The organism is Stenotrophomonas sp. 22LJNL06-5-1, assembly GCF_056861455.1.
This window is the reverse complement of record NZ_JBSPUE010000004.1, coordinates 370630-387977: the sequence shown is the minus strand read 5'-3', so window position 1 is coordinate 387977 and position 17348 is coordinate 370630. Positions and strand designations below refer to the sequence as shown.

Here is a 17348-nt window from a genome sequence, read left to right as displayed (position 1 = left end):
GAAGTGGCCTCAGCGCCGTTCCCGTGTGCTGCGAAGTTTCCTTCGTAGCGAGCCGCCCATTATAGCCGGCTTTTCCGCTTCGTCAACACCTTTTTTCAAGGCCGTCTCACCGGAGTGGACGTTGTTGCCGATGCTGCTTCGTCGTTGGACCCGAAGGTCTTTCGTCGTTGCGAGCCGCCTATTATGCCGGACTTTTCGAGTCCGTCAACACCTTCGTTCGATCATCTCGTTCGTCGGTGGTGGCGTTGCTGTTTGCGTGCCGTTTCCGAAGAAGCGGTGCGCTGCAGCAAGGGAGCGAATTCTAGAGATCCTGCAGATTTCGTCAAGCACTTTTTTGCAGGGTGATGACAGAACCAACGCAACATCACGCATGACGTACGCTCGAAGATCACTGTGGCGTTGACCGCGCGTTGCGCGGTCAACGCCACAAGGGCTATCAATGCACGGATGCACAGTGGAGAGACGGCAATGAACATGCAGGTGCGGCAAGCGTGGTGGCGCGACCTTTCAGTACCGGCCCTCGTTGCCGGCTTCATTACTGTGCTGGTCGGCTTCGCCAGTTCGGCCGTCATCGTGTTCCAGGCTGCGCAAGCCGTCGGTGCCAACCAGGCACAGATCGCCTCATGGATGTGGGCACTGGGTCTGGGCATGGGTGTGACCTGCATCGGGCTGTCGCTGCGCTATCGCGTGCCAGTGGTGACCGCGTGGTCGACACCGGGCGCTGCGATGCTGGTGGTCGGTGCTGGCGGCGCCTCGCTTGCTGAAGCCACCGGTGCATTCCTGCTCGCCGCGGTGCTGGGCATGCTGGCAGGCTTCTCCGGCATCTTCGCCCGGTTGATGCAGCGGGTGCCGATGGCGCTGGCCGCCGGCATGCTGGCCGGAGTGCTGCTGCGCTTCGGTCTGGACGTGTTCGTGGCCATGAACACCCAACTGGTACTGGCGCTGGCCATGTTCGCCACCTGGCTGGCCGGACGCCGCCTGTTCCCGCGCTATGCGGTCATCGCCACCCTGCTGGTCGGCATCGCGGTCGCGGCCAGCCGTGGCCTGCTGCACGCACAGCAGGTGCAGCTGCAACTGGCGGTACCGCAATGGGTGACCCCATCCTTGTCCTGGACTGCGGTGGCCGGCATCGCCCTGCCCCTGTTCGTGGTCACCATGGCCTCGCAGAACATTCCGGGCGTGGCGGTGATGCGGGCATCCGGCTACGACGCCCCGGTGTCGCCGCTGATCGGCTGGATCGGTGTGGTCAATACGCTGCTGGCACCGTTCGGTGCGTACGCGCTGAACCTGGCGGCAATCACCGCGGCGATCTGCATGGGCCGCGATGCCCATGAGGACCCGGCACGACGCTATACCGCCGCCATGGCGGCAGGTGCCTTCTACATCGTCATTGGACTGTTCGGTGCCACCGTAGCCGCGCTGTTCGCTGCCTTCCCGAAGGAGCTGGTGGCCTGCGTGGCCGGTATCGCGCTGTTCGGCACCATCGCCAACAGCCTGGCCAGTGCGCTGGCGGTGGAGCGGGACCGCGAGGCGGCACTGGTCACCTTCCTGGTCACCGCCTCGGGCGTTTCACTGGCCGGTATCGGCTCGGCGTTCTGGGGCCTGGTGGCCGGTGCGCTGTGCCTGCTGGTGCTGCGGCCCCATCAGGGCCGCTGACCCACCCTACCCCGCCAATGCGGCGCCGACGGTGCTCAACACCACCGCGATGACGATGGCGATCAGTGTGGCGACCACGCTGGTGCCGCCGCGCGCGGTCAGCTCGCTGCGCAGCCGTGCGTCATCGCCGCCGGTGACGGCACGGGCCTGGGCGATCAGGCGCTGGCAGTGTGCCAGGTACCAGCTGTTGCCAAAGATGCCGGTGGTGATGCTGAGTGCGAAGGTGATGACCAGCGACAGGCCATCCGGCACGTCCAGCAAGGTCTCCACCACGCTGATCAGCAGCAGCAGGCCAGCCCACATCGCCGCCAGGCGGTACATCTTGCGGTACATCATCCAGATCAGGCCGAGCAGGAAGGCCGGCCAGTGCCAGGTGCCACTGCCCGTGGCAATGCCCTGATCCAGCCGCCAGCGCTGGCGATAGATCGGGAAGTTGCCGCCGACCACGCTGGCGTACAAGGCCATCTCGCCCTCCAGCCCGGCAGCCACGGCCCTATCCGGTACAGCGACCGGCGCACGATAGGGATCGGACGGATCGCCGACACTCGGCGCGCTGCCCTCAACCGCAGGGGCAGCGTCGATATCCAGCGCCGGAGCCACCTCGATGGGGGTGGAAGCTTGCTCCAGTTCTGCCAACGGCCGCCATGAGGGCATGCCTTCGCACCAGAGCAGCGTGCGCGCCGTAACCGTCCCTTCCCGCTGCAGCTGGCGAAGACCGGCCAGATCCACCGGCCCGCTGCTCTGCCGGCCATTGGCGTACCACCATTGTGCTTCCTGCATGTTTTCCGTCCTTGCTACCTGTATCGACAAACTGAAATCGCTGCCAGCGCCTACAGCGCGGTACTGCCCAGGGTCTGCACCAGCTGATGGCGCGCACCCGGCGCAAGCGTAATCTGCTCCGGGCCGGCGTTGGCCACTTCCAGGCAGACGTAATCGTGCCACCCATCGCCGACATCGGAGATCCTGGCTGCGGCCTCGGCGCCGGGATTCCAGGCCACCAGCGTCTGGCTGCCTTCGCTGCGGATCTCGATCCGCCGCTGCAGTATGGGATCACGCAGCACGTAATGGCCGCCGGCACCGGTATAGATGCGATCGCTGCGACCGGGATCACGCGGATCGCGCAATGACCACGGTCCCTGTTGCAGGCGCAGCTGCGCATAGTCCTCGTACTTGTCCAGGTACTGCAAGCCGTCAAGGCCCTCGACCTCGACCCGCTTGGCATCGCCCACCCGGAAATAGCTGTGCAGGGCCTGGGTGAAGGTCGCCGGCGAGGTTCCGGTGTTCTCGGTGACCAGCTGCTGGCGCAGCTGGCGGCCGATGCGCAGCTGCATCTGCAGGCGCAGGCCGGGATCGGCGCTGGGCGCAGGCGCCAACTGCAGCTCGACCTCGCCATCATCGCTCTGGCTGGCCTGCAGAAGCTCCCAGCGCGCGGTACGTACCAGGCCATGCGCCGGTACATCGGCGCTCTGGCCCTGGCGACCGAACCACGGCCAGCACACCGGAACGCCACCGCGGATGGGCGTGGGCAGCTCGGCGCGCGTGGGCGAAAGCCACAGCAGATCGGGCTGCCCATCGGGAATGAACGACAGCAGCTGGCCACCAAACACACTGACGACCGCCGTGGCGTTGGCGGTTCGCACCTGCCAGGCCTCCAGGCCGTGATACAGGCCGGTGCTGATGTCCGGATTCGACTGCATGCGATGACGCTCCTTGAAGACCGCGGCGATGATGTCGCGGTCAACGTGCCGCCGGCAAGGCCTTCTGCCCAGCGGGTGCGATGGCGGCCGCCTCTTCCTGCAGCGTGCGCAGGATGCGCTGGCCGGCGCGGCCGTCCACCTCGCTCCAGCCCAGGCGCTGCTGCTCGGCCTGAATCGCGCGACGCGTGGCGGTACCGATCATGCCGTCGGCGGCACCAATGTCGTGACCACGGGCCAGCAGCAGGGTCTGCAGCTGGCGGCGCTCATCGCGGCCCAGGCCCGGGTCGTCGGTCGGCCAGGCGGTGGCCAACCCGCTGCCGCCACGCAATTGGTCAGCCAGCGTCGCGATCGCCAGCGCATAGCTTTCGGCGGCGTTGTAGCTGTAGATCGCGTCGTAGTTGCGGAACACCAGCAATGCCGGGCCCTTGTTGCCGGCCGGCAGCAGCAGGGCGGCGCGCGCATCCGCCGGCAGGTTGGCCGGAGCCAACGCGCTGCCATCCAGCGCGGTCACGCCCTGCGCACGCCAGTCGGCCAGGGCGCGACGCTGGGTGCGCCCGGCCTGGCTGGCGTTGAAGCCCGCAGGAACGCGGACTTCCATGCCCCACGGCTCTCCGCTGCGCCAGCCGGCGCGCTTGAGGTAGTTGGCGGTGGACGCCAGCGCATCGGGAATGCTGCCGACCAGATCGCGGCGGCCATCGCCATCACCGTCCACGGCGATGCGTGCATAGGTGCTGGGCATGAACTGCGTATGCCCGAAGGCACCGGCCCAGGAACCGGTGAGCCCCTGTGCCTGCAGGTCCCCGCGGTCGATCAGCTTGAGCAGCGCCAGCAGTTCACCACGGAAGAAGGGTTGGCGACGGCCGGCACAGGACAGCGTGGCCAGTGACTGCAGCAATGGGCGCTTGCCGAACACGCGGCCGTAGTCGCTCTCCACGCCCCAGACCGCGACGATGGTGGCCGGGTCGACGCCGTACTGCGCCGACACCCGATCGAGCAGGTCGCGGTGCTGCTGCAGCATGGCGCGACCATCAGCCACGCGCTGGCGATCGACCAGCGCGGCCAGGTAGTCCCAGATCGGCGTGGTGAATTCCGGCTGTGCATCAAGCAGGCCAAGCACGCTGGGATCCGGGGTGAGCCCGGCGGTGATCTCATTGAAGCGGTCGGCGCTGATGCCCTGGCTGGTGGCCGTGGCCTGCAGACCCGCCAGGCAGCGGATGAAGGCCGGATCGACGCTGGCATCGGATGCTGCAGGCAGCGCGGGGGGCGAGGCGAGAGCGGCCGCCAGGCCGAGCGTGGTCAGAATGGGCATGGCGTCCTCCGTGTTGCCGTTGCACGGCCATCTTAGGGGTAGCGGTACTGCTGAACCTGAAGGGGCACCGGCTGGCCGCCTGCCCTAGATGGCACGCAGCAGGCGCAGGCCGTAGGCAGGACTGTCGGCATTCCAGCGCTGCGTGACCTGCAGTCCCGCCTCCTGCAGCAGCGCCTCGAAGCTGTCGTCGGTGTACTTGTGGCTGTACTCGACGCGCATCGGTTCATCGGCGGCAAAGTGAAAGGTGCGACCGTCCAGATGCACATCCTGCGGCCCACGGCTGACCAGGTCGGTTTCGATGCGCAGCCGCGCGGTGCTGTAGCGGGCACGGTGGCGGAAGCCGTCGAGGTCGAAGTCGCTGCCGATCTCACGGTTGAGCCGGGCCAGCAGATTGAGCGTGAATGCGGCGGTGACGCCCTGCGCATCGTTGTAGGCGGCCTCGATCATTGCCGGGTCCTTGTGCAGATCGATGCCGACCAGGGCCAGGCCGTCGTGGCCCATCGTCTGGCGCATCGCCCGCAGCAGTGCGACCGCGTCTTCGCCTTCAAAGTTGCCCAGCGTGGAACCGGGAAAGAACAGCAGCCGTCGCGCGGGTTCGCGTTCGGGCATGGGTACGGCCACGGGACGGGTGAAGTCGGCACAGACCGGCAGCATCTCCACCTGGGGCAGTGCGGGTGCCAGATGGTCGATGCTGGACAGCAGCGCGGCACGCGAGATTTCAATCGGCGTGTAGGCCACCGGGTCGCGCAGGGCGGCCAGCAGCAGCGCGGTCTTGCGTCCGCTGCCGCTGCCCAGCTCCACTACGTGCAGGCGCGGGCCAACGGTGCGGGCGATGTCCGGCAGCACACGCGCCAGCAGGGCCAGCTCGGTGCGCGTGGGGTAGTACTCGGGGGTCTGCGTGATCTGCTCGAACAGACGCGAGCCGCGTGCATCGTAGAAGTACTTGGACGGCAGCTGGCGGGGCGTGCGCGACAACCCGGCCACCACGTCAGCCAGGATCTGCTGGCGCCCGGGGGTGAGATCGGTCAATGCGTGCAGCGCGTCCTGCACCGTACTCATGCGACGTCCCTGGCCAGGCGCAGCCCGGAGAACTGCCAACGCGCCGGGGGCATGAAGAAGTTGCGGTAGCTGGCACGCACGTGGCCACGGGGCGTGGCACAGCTGCCACCGCGCAGCACCCATTGACCGCACATGAACTTGCCGTTGTATTCACCGAGGTTGCCGGCGAAAGGGTGGAAGCCCGGGTAGGCGCCATACGCGCTGTGGGTCCATTCCCATACATCGCCGAACAGCTGCCGCATTCCACTGCCCTGCGCTGCCTGCGGTTGCAGCCGATCGTCATCGGCGAAATGGCCCCGCAGCGGCTGCGACGCGGCAGCAGCTTCCCACTCGAACTCGCTGGGCAGGCGCGCGCCGGCCCAGCGGGCGCAGGCATCGGCCTCGTAGTAGCTGAGGTGGCAGACCGGCGCATGCGGGTCCAGCTTGCGCCAACCGCCCAGGGTGTACTCGCGCTGCAGGGCGTCATCCCAGTACAGCGGATGCCGCCAGTCCTCGGCTTCACGCACTACCCAGCCTTCACTGAGCCACCAGCGCGGCTCGCGGTAGCCGCCGGCGTCGATGAAGGCGCGGTACTCGTCATTGCTGACGGGACGCTCGGCCAGTGCGTGCGCGGGGAGCAGCACGCGATGCGCTGGCGATTCGTTGTCGTAGGCGAAGGCGGTATGCCGCGGCCAGGCTGCGGCACCGACGGTGACGATGCGCTCGGGTGATTCGATCCAGCCCTGTGCACTGGCAGCGCTGGCGGTAGGTTGCAGGTCCTCGCGGTAGGCGGGCTGCAACGGGTTGCACCAGAACGCATGCTTGATGTCGGTGAGCAGGAGTTCCTGGTGCTGCTGTTCGTGCTGCAGGCCCAACTGCAGGTGCTGCAGCGCCTGCTCATCAAGATCGCCTGCCGCCAGCCGCGATTGCACCTGTGCATCCACCTGCTGGCGGTAGTCGCGTACCTGCTGCAGCGACGGCCGCGACAGCAGCCCACGCTGCGGCCGGGCATGCGCCGGCCCGACGCTCTTGTAGTAGCTGTTGAACAGGTAATCCCAGGCCGGGTCATGCGCTGGCGCGGTGGCGAAGCCCGCCAGCACGAAGCGTTCGAAGAACCAGGTGGTGTGAGCCAGGTGCCATTTGCTCGGGCTGGCGTCGGCCATGCTCTGCAGCATGGCGTCCTCGGCGCTGAGCGGCGCGGCCAGTTGCATGCTGCGCGCACGCACCCGTGCGAACTGGTGGGCGAGATCGTGCTGCGGGGCAGCGACGGCGGCGGGTACGCTGTCCATGTGGGCAGCATCGGCGCTGGGCGGTGAGTGCGATGTCATGGTTCGGCGTCACTTCGTTCACATGGGTAAGCCCCCCGCATTCAAGATGCAGGCACGCGCGCCGCTAACGGCAATGCTGCGGCCGCGTCGTCACCGCGCTGGAATTCCTGCTTGCCCCTGCATCCGCTCCGCCAGCCTGCGCACTACCTGTTCGTGCTGCCCGCCCTGCTGGTTGCCGTGGTGGTATGGACCGCATTGGATACCGCAGACGTGGCCAGCCCGGCGCAGCGCATCCTGCCCTGGCTGCTGGCCTGCCTCGGTGCCGGCCTGGCCCTGCTCTACCATCAGGTACGTTCGCTGTGCCTGCTGCTGGTGGTGGCGGTGATGTTCGCGCTGCTGCACCAGGATGTCGGCGGCTACCTGCGCAACGGTCATGTCGGCGCGCTGACACCCCTGCGCTTCCATGCCATCTCGGCGTGGCTGCCATTGCTGTTCGCCGGCCTGTCGTTGTGGCCCGAGCGCGGGCGGCGCCGCCACGACCTGCTGTTGCGCTCCGTCGCCAGCGGTACGGCACTGCTGATCTTCCTGCTGCTGGCCACGCAACAGCCGCGCGGCATGCACGATCTGCTGTCGAACCGTCACTGGGCGTGGATCCCGGCCGACTGGAACGCGCTGGCGCAGCTGCCGGCGCTGCTGTTCCTGCTGGCCACGGCGGCGCTGGGCTGGCAGGCATGGCGGCATCCGCGGCCGCTGCATACAGCAATGCTGCTGGCCCTGCTGTGCCTGTGGTGGATGCTGCCGAGGGTGTTCCTGCAGCCGGTGCTGCTGCCGGCGCTGAGCAGCGCCGCCCTGCTGCTGATGCTGGGTGCGATGCTGCAGGAGTCCTTCCACATGGCCTTCCGCGATGAGCTGACCGGCCTGCCAGGGCGCCGCGCGTTCAACGAGACCCTGCAGCGGGCACGCGGCACCTACAGCATCGCGATGGTGGACGTGGACCATTTCAAATCGTTCAACGACACCCACGGCCACGACACCGGCGACGACGTGCTGCGCCTGGTGGCCTCGCGGCTGGCGCGGGTGGGAGATGGTGGCCGTGCGTTCCGCTATGGCGGCGAGGAGTTCGCGGTGGTGTTCCTGGACCGCCCGGCAATGGCCTGCATCGATGCCGTGGAAGCCTTGCGGCGGAGCATCGAGGACACCCGCATGCAGCTGCGTGACCGCAGCACCCGCAGCCGCGACGATGACGCCGGGCGCCAGCAGCGCGGGCGCGGCGGCAGCGGACAGGTAGTGCAGGTGACGGTGAGCATCGGCCTGGCCGACACCCGTGTCGGTCCGCGGCCGGCGGCCGTGGTCAAGGCGGCTGACCAGGCGCTGTATGTCGCCAAGGACGGCGGCCGCAACCAGGTGCGCGCGCATGCCAGCCAGGACGTGCTGGCAGTACGCGGTGGCTGAGGCTCAGACCGCGTCGAGGTAGTACCAGCGGCCGTCGATGCGCAGGAAGCGGCTGTGCTCGGTCATCTTCACCGCGCTGCCGCCGCCCACCCGGTAGCGCGCGGTGAACCGGACCTCGGCGCTGTCGGCGCCGGTGACGGTGTGCTCGTGCACGGTCAGGCCCAGCCAATGCGTACGCTGGCCGGGCGCATCATCCAGCGACAGCTCGGCCGGACGCGTGTCCGGGTGCCAGCTCTGGCGCAGGTAGTCGGCCAGGCCCCGCACATAGGCGCTGTAGCGCGAACGCATCAGGCGCTCGGCATCCGGCGCGGCTTCACCGTCATGGAAGCGGCCGCAGCAGGCGGCATAGTCGGCGGGCAGGCCGCATGGACAGGGATCGGCAGGTTTTCGGCTCATGCCGGCATTGTCGCCGGGTTGCGCGGATTGATCCACGCGCGACACAAGTCGCCGGGTACAGGACAGGCGTATGCTGTCGCGCCCCCACCTTGATTGATCGCCGTGCTGGAACTGGTTCCCCCCGAGTTGTGGTGGCTGGTGGTGATCGCCTTCATCGCCGGTCTTGTGGATGCCGCCGTAGGTGGCGGTGGCCTGGTGCAGCTGCCGGGACTGTTCACTGTGTTGCCGCAGCAGACGCCAGCGATGCTGTTCGGTACCAACAAGTTCAGTTCGATGTTCGGTACCGGTGCGGCCGCCTGGCGCTATGCGCGCAACGTACGCTTCCCGTGGAAACCGGTACTGTTCGCGGCCGGCACGGCCTTCATCTTCTCCTTCGCCGGGGCCACTGCGGTGAGCCTGCTGCCCAAGGATGCGGTGCGCCCGCTGGTGCTGGTGCTGCTGATCGCGATGCTGGCCTACACACTGTGGAAGAAGGACTTCGGCGCGCTGCACCGCCCGCAGGAGATCGGTCGCCGCGAGCTGGTGATCGCGCTGGCGATCGGTGCGGCGATCGGTTTCTACGACGGCTTCTTCGGGCCGGGCACCGGCAGCTTCCTGATCTTCCTGTTCGTGCGCTTCTTCGGGCTGGATTTCCTGCGCGCGTCAGCGGCGTCGAAGGTGGTGAACCTGGCCACCAATGTGGCAGCGATCTCGTTCTTCGTGCCGACCGGCAACATCCTGTGGCTGTTCGCGCTGCCGATGGCGGCGGCCAACATCATCGGTTCGGTGGTGGGCACGCGCCTGGCGCTGAAGGGCGGCACGCCGTTCATCCGCAAGCTGTTCGTGGGGCTGGTGGTGGTGCTGATCGCGCGGATGGCGTGGGATACGTTACGCGGGGCGTGAATGCGCCTCATGACCCGGTAGGTGCCAACCTTGGTTGGCACACGGTTTCCCATCGCGAAGAGCAGCCGAGCATGGCTCGGCTCTACAGAATGCTTGGGCGCGAGGTGCTGCCGGCCAGCGGCCGGCACTACCCCATCGGCGGTTCATGACCCGGTAGTGCCGGCCGCTGGCCGGCATTCCCATTCAATCGGCCAGGTCAGGCCTCGGCTTCTTCCGGTTCGTTGGCCTGCTGGCGGCTGCGCTCGGGCAGCTTCAGGCGCTTGCCTTCTTCGTCGTACTCGATCAGCAGCACGCCAGAGTCGTGGCGGCCGCTGATTTCGACGAAGCAGGCGCCGCCGATGAACGGTTCCAGCGTCATCACCGACTTCAACGGGGTGGCGACCACCATCTGGAAGCCGAAGTTGTCGAAGATGTTCATCGCCAGTGCGGTGAACTCGTTGTCGGCCTTGTCGAAGGCTTCGTCGAGCACAACGGCGGCGTAGCTGGGCAGCTGGCTGTCGGCACCGCCGAGCTGGTAGCGCAGCGCGGCCGCCAGGCAGGTGGTGGCCAGCTTCTGGCGCTGGCCGCCGGACTTGCCAGCGCCGCTGCGGTAGATCTCGACCTGCTGGCGCGTTTCCGCATCCAGCTCGACGCCGATGAACTCCACGTGCATGCGCACGTCCAGCACCAGCTCGCGCCAGCGCTTGTCCTCGCCTTCCTGCGAGCCCAGGCGGTTGACCAGCTGGCGCAGCACAGTGAACTGCGATTCGGCCAGCTCGCGCTGTTCGGTCTGCTGCTGCGACAGCACTTCGCGCAGCTGCAGGTGGAACTCGCCGACTTCCGGCAGGCGGCGATCGTTCAGTTCGATGGTCAGCAGCGTGCCACGGTTGAACGGCACCTGTTCCAGGCTGGCGTTCACTTCGTCCAGGCGCTGGCCGATCGACTTGCGGGCCTCGGCGCTGTGACGCTGCAGGGCCAGCAGGTTGTTCTTGCTCTGGTTCTGCAGCAGATCGAAGAAGCGCTCTTCGTGCTGCGGCAGGCCATCGCGCTCCAGGCGTTCGAGGCGGGCGAGGAAGTCCTCGGCCGAGGCCACCGAGACGGTGAAGTCACCCGATTCCTCCGGCCACTGCTGGATGAAGCGACGGAAGCAGCCGATCAGCTGGTTTTCGATGCGGTTGAGGTCCTGCTGCGAGGACGACAGCTGCTCGTTCAGTGCGTTGCTGACCTGGCGCATGTGCGCTTCCAGCGTTTCCAGGCTGAGCGGGCCCTGCTCCTGCAGGCGCTCGGAAAGGCCGGCTTCCTGCTCCTGGGCCAGGCTCGGCAGCACCAGCGCACGGCTCTGCTGGCGTGCGCGGTCGAGGCGATCGCGCTCCTTGACCAGCTGTCCACGCTCGACGCGGACGTCTTCATAGGTACGGCGGGACTGCTCGATGTCGGCGCGCACGGCGTCGATCTGCTTGGCCAGCTTGGCGAGATCGGCGTTGCCTTCACGCAGGTCGCGCAGGGTGGCCTCGATATCGCTCAGGCGCTGCTGCGGGGCGGCGATGTCGATCTCGTTCCAGCTGATGCTGACCAGCTCGTGGCAGGCCAGACGACGTTCGTTGTCGCGATCACGCTGGCCGCGCAGGCGCGCGATGTCGGTCTCGCAGCTGGCGATGCGCTTGGCCAGTTCCTGTGCTTCACGCTCGAAAGCGCCCACCTTGTCGTGGTTGTTGAAGCCGAGGATCCAGCGACGACGGTCGCCCACCGCACTGCGGTCGTCCTTCTCGAAGCGGTCGCCCGGATGCTTGACCTGGCCTTCGCGGGTGATGCCGCGGTCGACGTTGCGCAGCTGCTTGGCATCCACGCACTCGTAATCGAAGCGCTTGCCAAGCTCACGGCGCAGCCAGCTTTCGAACACGTGTTCGCGCAGTTCCAGCTTGTGCAGCAACGACTTCGCCGACGGCTCGCGCGCGAACGCATCGTCGTTGCGGCGCACGCGGTAGTAGGTGAAACGCATGCCCAGGTGGGTACGGTTCACCCACTCGGCGACGTCGTTGTAATGCTTGTCATCGACCAGCAGTGACAGCGCGAAGCCACCCAGCACACGCTCGATGGCGCCCTGCCAGCCCTGCTCTTCCGAGCGGACCTGGATCAGCTCGCCGACGAACGGCAGCGCCGCTTCGGCGATGCCGGTTTCCTCGGCCAGGCGCGCGCGCAGCTTCTGCATCGGCGCCGGGATGTTGGAGGGGGTGCGCTGCATCGCTTCGAGTTCGCTGCGCACTTCACCGAAGCGGCGCTCGTCATCGCGCTTGCCGCCGAGGCGGTCGCTGATCGCATCGTCCAGTGCTGCCGAGGCGCGCTGGCGGTCCTGCAGTTCGTTCTGCGCACGCTCGACCAGCTCGGCGAAGCCATGGGCGTCGTCGGGCAGTTCGGCCTGCAGCTGCTGTGCGGCTTCCTGGGCCTGGTCACGCTTGGCCTTGCGGCGGTCGCGCTCGGCTTCGGCGCGGCCCTGCTCGCGTTCCAGTTCCTCGATGCGCTCACCGCCCTGCTGGCGGCGCTGCAGTTCCAGTTCGGCCAGGCGCTCGGTGTGGTTGTCCAGTGCGGCGCGGCGCTGGGCTTCTTCGCCGAGCAGGCCACGGTCACGCACATCCATCTCGCGCAGGCGCGCTTCGATCAGCGCCTGGCGGCGGCTTTCGCGGAAGCTGTCGACGCCGAGCTTCAGTGCTTCGTCGTCACCGCGCTGGCGGTGCATTTCCTTCAGGTCGTTGTAGTAGGCGCGCGCCGGCAGCAGGGTTTCCACCTGGCGGCGGGCGGTGACCACGGCCTGGTGCGCACCATCAAGCTCGGCGAAGTCGCTGACCAGGCGCTCGGCGGCGTCGAAGGTCTTCGGCGTGTCGAGCATGAAGTCGCGCAGGAAGACGTTGAGGTCGCCCAGGTTCTTCGCCGACTGCGTCTTGTGCAGCAGGCGCAGCGCCATCTCGTTGTCGATGCCGAGCAGGTCGCGGAAGCGCTCGGCGTAGCCGGAGAAAGCGTCGAAGTGGTGCAGGTCGGACAGCTTCTGCTTGAGCTTGCGCAGGTCCAGGTCGAAGCCGCCGAGATCCTTGGCGATGTCGAACGGACGCTCGGCGATCATGTAGTGCTTGCGCACGTCACCGGCCGAGGTGCCGTTGCCGGAGATCCACAGCAGGCGCACCAGGCTGACCACGCGACCATCGCCAGCGCGGTATTCCAGCACCAGTGCGGTCCAGGTCGCGCCCTTGCGCAGGTACTGGGTGGCGATTTCGCCGGTGCCGCTGTCCTGCTGGTCGGCCCAGGCGCCACGCACGTAGGACACCAGGTTGCGGTCGCGGCCACTGCGCTCGGCTTCACGCGCGGCGGCGTTGAAGTCGACGATGGCCGGCGGCGTCAGCAGCGCGGACATGGCATCGAGCAGGGTCGACTTGCCCGAGCCGGAACGGCCGACGAACAGGAAGCCGCGCTCGGCGATCGGGACTTCGGTCAGGCCGTTGAAGGTGCCCCAGTTGTGCACCTGCAGGCGGCGCATGCGGAACTGCTGCAGGCGCGGGTCCGGCAGGCCTTCGTTGAACAGGGCGGGAGTGTGCTTGGAGATAGCCATGCGATGGTCGGGTCTCTCAGGCCTCGGCGGCCGGGGTTTCGCGCAGCTGGCGGTAGACCGCCGAAAGCTGGGACACGTCTTCGGCGGAGAACAGCAGCTTCAGCGCCGGCGAGACTTCGTGGCGGTCTTCCTGGCCGCTGAGGCGGGTCAGGATGTGGTTGTCCTTCATCTTCTGCACCGCCGAAGCGACGCGGCGGTTGAAGCCGGCGCGGTCGGTGGACAGGTTCTTTTCGTAGATGGCCAACGCTTCGGCCATCTCGGCGTCGGCGACCACTGCGCGGTTGCCGCGCGCATCAGCCTCGGCCAGCTGCTGGCGCAGGTACAGCAGCAGCACCGAGTCGATGAAGGTCAGCGGCGAGGTGCGCAGCAGCACCGGCGCATCCACGTCTTCGGTATCGGCCTGGCGGGTGAAGGCCACGCCGCTGTCACGGTCGAGCACCAGTTCCAGGAACAGGTCCGCCAGTGACGAGCGGATGGCCGCCTCGCTGCGGATCAGTGCCGGCCACAGCTTGGCGTGGCGCAGCTGGTCGATGCTGGGGCCGATCAGCAGCTGGCACAGCGCGCGACGCGCATCCAGCGGCAGGCGACCGGTATCGCCGAGGTAGTACACGTCGTTGCCACGGCGGGGCTGCGCCACGGTCGCCACCGGTTCGGCTTCGTAGGCGTCTTCCGCCACGTCGGCCTGCGGTGCGTCGATGGGATCTTCATGCCAGCTCATGGCGTCTCTCCTGGGTGAACCAAACCAGCGGGATGCGGGCGCGACGGATCTGGCCGTCGCCACCACGCCATTGCGCAAGCTCCTGCTCGCCGGCGACCACGTTGCCGAAGCGCGTGCCCAGCGACAGATAGCCGATAACGCTGCCAAGACCCTGCGGCGCCTCGCGCTGCGACAGGGCCTGGGCGATGCTGAGCCGCGGCTGTGCATCGAGCAGGTCGTGCAGGTCGCGGCGCAGGGTGCGGAAGTCGATTTCGGATGAAGCGACCAGATCGCCAACGCTTTCCAGGCTGATCGCGGCGGCGTCGTTGTACTCGACGTTGCCATCGACCTGGGCGCTGCGCGGATCGTGCAGCCTCCACTGCGACCACGAGCGCAGGCGGCTGGTGGTCAGCTGCAGGTCACGGCCGATGCCACGCTGTGCGGGGAACTCGTCGCGCAGGGCCAGCGCTTCGGACTGTGCCTGCTTCAGCAGCTGGTTGAGGCGGCGCTGCTCCAGATAGCCACGGCTCTGCACGAAACCGCGCAGGCTGCGCGCGAAGTTCTGCAGCACATCGTGTACCTGGCCACCGCGCTCGAGCATGGTGCTGGTGAAGCCGCGCAGGAAGTTGCGCTCGTTGCGGTCCAGGCGGCGGGCAAAGCCACGCGCCAGCACCGCTTCCAGCGCGGCATCGAGCTGGGCGCTCTGCTCGGCGTCGTTGAGCAGCCGCCAGAAGGCCTGGAAGCTGCGCCCGGCATCGCTCTCGCCGATCACGTCGACGCCTTCGAACAGCTGCGACAGCACGTCGCCACGCTCGCCCTCGTCGTCGATGATGCGTTCGCGGAAATCGCGGTTGAGCTGCTCGAAGTCGTCGCGCACGCGGCGGAAGTCCTCGGTCAGCTCGTCGGCCAGGCCGATGATCTGGCGCGCACGTTCCAGCGCGCGCTTGCCATCCAGCGCGATCACCCGGCCGGCACCGACGCGGGCGATCTCGGCGTCGATGCGGTCACGCTCGTCGCGCAGTGCCGACAGGCGTGCGTCCGGATCGGACTCGGTCTGCGCGGCCAGCTGCGAGAGCTGTTCGATGACCAGTGCCAGGCGGCTTTCGGTGGCGGCCACGCGGGCCTGCTCGAGGCCATCGGCGAAGCGGATCGCCTGCAGCGCCGCGGTCGACAGTTCGTACTGCTCCTGGTCGGCGCCTTCGGGCAGACGGCGCTCCAGCCAGCCCTGGGCCAGCCAGTGCGCGATGTAGGCCTGCGCGGTGCGCGGCAGGTCGCGCGACAGTTCGTCGCCGTTGAGCTGGTCCAGCGCGCGTTGCAGGCGCTCGTTGAGCACCGACGACGACAGCGTGCGCTCGCCGTCCATCAGCAGCCCCTGCAGCAGGCCGATGATTTCCGGAGCGTGGTCGGCGGCGAGCAGCTTCCACTGGGGCTGTTCGCGCAGATGGCGGTAACGGGAGATGCGTTCGCGGTGCTTCATGCAGCGAAAGGAGTCATGAGGGCTGGCGGGGACGAGCAGCCGCGCACGGCGGCCGTGCAGGCAGCCGTGGGCATGCCGGCCCGCAGGGGCCGGCGGGGTGCGGGCAAGCGGCTCAGCGCTTGCCGCCCACTTCGATGAAGCGCAGGAACTCGGCGCGGGTACGCGCGTCGTCGCGGAAGCTGCCCAGCATCTTGGAGGTGACCATGCTGACGCCGCGCTTGTGGATGCCGCGGGTGGTCATGCATTCGTGGGCGCCTTCGACGACCACGCCGACGCCGATCGGCTGCAGCACATCCTGGATGCACTGGGCGATCTGCGCGGTCATCTTCTCCTGCACCTGGAAACGGCGGGCGTAGGCTTCGACGACACGGGCCAGCTTGCTGATGCCCACCACCTTGCCGGCCGGCAGGTAGCCGACGTGCACGCGGCCGATGATCGGCGCCATGTGGTGTTCGCAGTGGCTTTCGTACTCGATGTCGCGCAGGACGATCAGTTCGTCGTAGCCGGCCACTTCCTCAAAGGTCCGCTCCATGTAGGCGCGCGGGTCGTCGCGGTAACCGCTGAACCAGTCGCCGTAGGCTTCGGCGACGCGGCGGGGGGTATCCAGCAGGCCTTCACGGGACGGGTCCTCGCCGGCCCAGCGCAGCAGGGTGCGCACGGCATCCTCGGCCTGGTCCTGGGTCACGTCGCCCTGCGGGGCGGCCTTTTCGTTGTTCTTGCTCATTGCGTACAGCGTCCCGAACGGGGGGCGAGCATCGTACCCGACCGGGGGGTGGGTCGTCCTGTTGGGACGGTTCATCGGGGGTTCTTGCGGCGCCTCGTTGCTGCTGAGCGAGAGGGGGAAGGGGCAGGCCGGGCAGGACACGCCGCAAGTACGTCCCTGTAGGCTCGGCCACGGCATCCATGCCGTGGACGGTCCTGCCCGGCCTGCCCCTCCCCCTCTTCGACAAATTCCTGCGGGCGCGGCCGGACCGCCCGAAAGCGGGGTCAAAAGCGGGGGTTCATGGCTTCGGAAGCGGTGCGCCGCCGCTGTGGTGTCTTCAGCTTTGGTGGGTGCGGACCTTGGTCCGCACTGCATCTGCTTTGGCCTTTAAAGAGCCAACCCACCGCGCTCGCGGGGTGATGGGAAGGCAGCGGGGGCCGGGCGGGGCAGGACCGTCCGCGGCATGGATGCCGCGGCCGAGCCCCCAAGGATGGGTTCACGGCGTGTCCTGCACCGTCCGGCCCCCGCTGCCCCACCCGACACCAGGCAGGCGCAACGCTTTCCTCAACACACCCGCCCATTCATAAAAACCCATTGATAGGAATGAAATTAGTAGTATCCTATCTATCTCTTATGGACCGACCCCTCGACGAGCGCACCGTGCTGCAGATGCAGCTCAGCTCCGGCCTGCTGTACGCAGGGCGGCAGTGGCAGCGCCTGGCCGACAGCCGGCTCGGCAGCTACGGTATCTCCACCGCCTGCACCATGCCCCTGCTGATGATCGGCCGCTCCGGCGGTGGCATCCGCCAGGTGGCGCTGGCCCAGCAGCTGGGCATGGAAGGTCCCTCCCTGGTGCGCCTGCTGGACAAGCTGTGCGCCAGCGACCTGGTCCGCCGCGAGAGCGACGCCAGCGACCGACGCGCCAACCTGCTGTGGCTGACCGACGCAGGCCATGCGCTGGTCAGCGAACTTGAAGACCAGTTGATCGGCCTGCGCCAGGACGTGTTCGGCGAGCTTTCCATGGATGAACTGCACGCCGTGCTGAAGGCATGGCGCCTGCTGGCCGAGGCCGCCGACCGCATCACGTAAGACCGCTGCCCCCGAACACCGCCGCTGCCGTGCACACGCCAGCGGCTTTTGCCCGTTGCCGTTGTTCTGTTGTCCCTCCCCTCCCCCACCTCGCCCCCGCCCCTACC

The 17348-nt window shown here is 67.8% G+C and carries 14 protein-coding genes; 4 read left to right on the top strand and 10 right to left on the bottom strand.

What is annotated here, in order from left to right; all coding sequences use genetic code 11:
* Nucleotides 1-468: 468 nt before the first annotated feature.
* Nucleotides 469-1656 (top strand): benzoate/H(+) symporter BenE family transporter, encoded by a 1188-nt coding sequence (locus AC13GF_RS11945; protein ID WP_107380756.1) that lies wholly within the window; start codon nucleotides 469-471, stop codon nucleotides 1654-1656.
* Nucleotides 1657-1662: 6 nt separating this feature from the next.
* Here the strand turns inward: AC13GF_RS11945 and AC13GF_RS11940 are convergent, their stop codons facing one another.
* The 5 genes from AC13GF_RS11940 to egtB all read right to left on the bottom strand — a co-directional run bounded on the left by AC13GF_RS11940 (nucleotide 1663) and on the right by egtB (nucleotide 6989).
* Nucleotides 1663-2436, bottom strand: a complete 774-nt coding sequence (locus AC13GF_RS11940) for a DUF2628 domain-containing protein (protein ID WP_483004737.1) — start codon at nucleotides 2434-2436, stop codon at nucleotides 1663-1665.
* A 50-nt stretch (nucleotides 2437-2486) separates the two neighbouring features.
* Nucleotides 2487-3353 (bottom strand): D-hexose-6-phosphate mutarotase, encoded by an 867-nt coding sequence (locus AC13GF_RS11935; protein WP_483004736.1) that lies wholly within the window; start codon nucleotides 3351-3353, stop codon nucleotides 2487-2489.
* A 40-nt stretch (nucleotides 3354-3393) separates the two neighbouring features.
* Nucleotides 3394-4662, bottom strand: a complete 1269-nt coding sequence (locus AC13GF_RS11930; RefSeq protein WP_483004735.1) for a lytic murein transglycosylase — start codon at nucleotides 4660-4662, stop codon at nucleotides 3394-3396.
* A gap of 84 nt (nucleotides 4663-4746) precedes the next feature.
* On the bottom strand, nucleotides 4747-5721 hold the full coding sequence (egtD, locus tag AC13GF_RS11925) for an L-histidine N(alpha)-methyltransferase (protein ID WP_483004734.1): 975 nt from the start codon (nucleotides 5719-5721) through the stop codon (nucleotides 4747-4749).
* A complete protein-coding gene (gene egtB / locus AC13GF_RS11920; RefSeq protein WP_483004733.1) occupies nucleotides 5718-6989 on the bottom strand; it encodes an ergothioneine biosynthesis protein EgtB in 1272 nt (423 codons plus the stop codon). The genes egtD and egtB overlap by 4 nt, the downstream gene beginning before the upstream one ends.
* 150 nt (nucleotides 6990-7139) lie before the next feature.
* Here egtB and AC13GF_RS11915 point away from each other — a divergent pair, with 150 nt between their 5' ends.
* Nucleotides 7140-8420 carry a GGDEF domain-containing protein gene (locus AC13GF_RS11915; protein WP_483004732.1) on the top strand — a complete coding sequence of 427 codons (1281 nt, stop codon included), beginning with the start codon at nucleotides 7140-7142 and terminating at the stop codon, nucleotides 8418-8420.
* A 3-nt stretch (nucleotides 8421-8423) separates the two neighbouring features.
* On the opposite strand, the gene AC13GF_RS11910 is transcribed toward AC13GF_RS11915, so the two are convergent.
* The gene (locus AC13GF_RS11910; protein WP_483004731.1) at nucleotides 8424-8816 is read right to left on the bottom strand and encodes a YchJ family protein; all 393 of its coding nucleotides are present in this window, start codon (nucleotides 8814-8816) and stop codon (nucleotides 8424-8426) included.
* Between the two features lie 102 nt (nucleotides 8817-8918).
* Here AC13GF_RS11910 and AC13GF_RS11905 point away from each other — a divergent pair, with 102 nt between their 5' ends.
* Nucleotides 8919-9698 carry a sulfite exporter TauE/SafE family protein gene (locus AC13GF_RS11905; RefSeq protein WP_032130226.1) on the top strand — a complete coding sequence of 260 codons (780 nt, stop codon included), beginning with the start codon at nucleotides 8919-8921 and terminating at the stop codon, nucleotides 9696-9698.
* A 196-nt stretch (nucleotides 9699-9894) separates the two neighbouring features.
* On the opposite strand, the gene AC13GF_RS11900 is transcribed toward AC13GF_RS11905, so the two are convergent.
* The 4 genes from AC13GF_RS11900 to folE form a co-directional block, all read right to left on the bottom strand.
* Entirely contained in the window at nucleotides 9895-13275 is a 3381-nt protein-coding gene (locus tag AC13GF_RS11900) for an ATP-binding protein (RefSeq protein ID WP_483004730.1), read from the bottom strand.
* Between the two features lie 16 nt (nucleotides 13276-13291).
* Nucleotides 13292-13993: a DUF4194 domain-containing protein gene (locus AC13GF_RS11895; protein WP_099552819.1), complete on the bottom strand. Its 702-nt coding sequence runs from the start codon at nucleotides 13991-13993 to the stop codon at nucleotides 13292-13294.
* On the bottom strand, nucleotides 13980-15449 hold the full coding sequence (locus AC13GF_RS11890; protein ID WP_107433750.1) for a DUF3375 domain-containing protein: 1470 nt from the start codon (nucleotides 15447-15449) through the stop codon (nucleotides 13980-13982). Before AC13GF_RS11890 ends, AC13GF_RS11895 begins: the two co-directional genes overlap by 14 nt.
* Nucleotides 15450-15561: 112 nt before the next feature.
* Nucleotides 15562-16173 carry a GTP cyclohydrolase I FolE gene (gene folE / locus AC13GF_RS11885; RefSeq protein ID WP_004141296.1) on the bottom strand — a complete coding sequence of 204 codons (612 nt, stop codon included), beginning with the start codon at nucleotides 16171-16173 and terminating at the stop codon, nucleotides 15562-15564.
* Between the two features lie 612 nt (nucleotides 16174-16785).
* Between folE and AC13GF_RS11880 the strand changes: the two genes are divergently transcribed.
* Nucleotides 16786-17241: a MarR family winged helix-turn-helix transcriptional regulator gene (locus AC13GF_RS11880; protein ID WP_012481667.1), complete on the top strand. Its 456-nt coding sequence runs from the start codon at nucleotides 16786-16788 to the stop codon at nucleotides 17239-17241.
* Nucleotides 17242-17348: the final 107 nt, after the last annotated feature.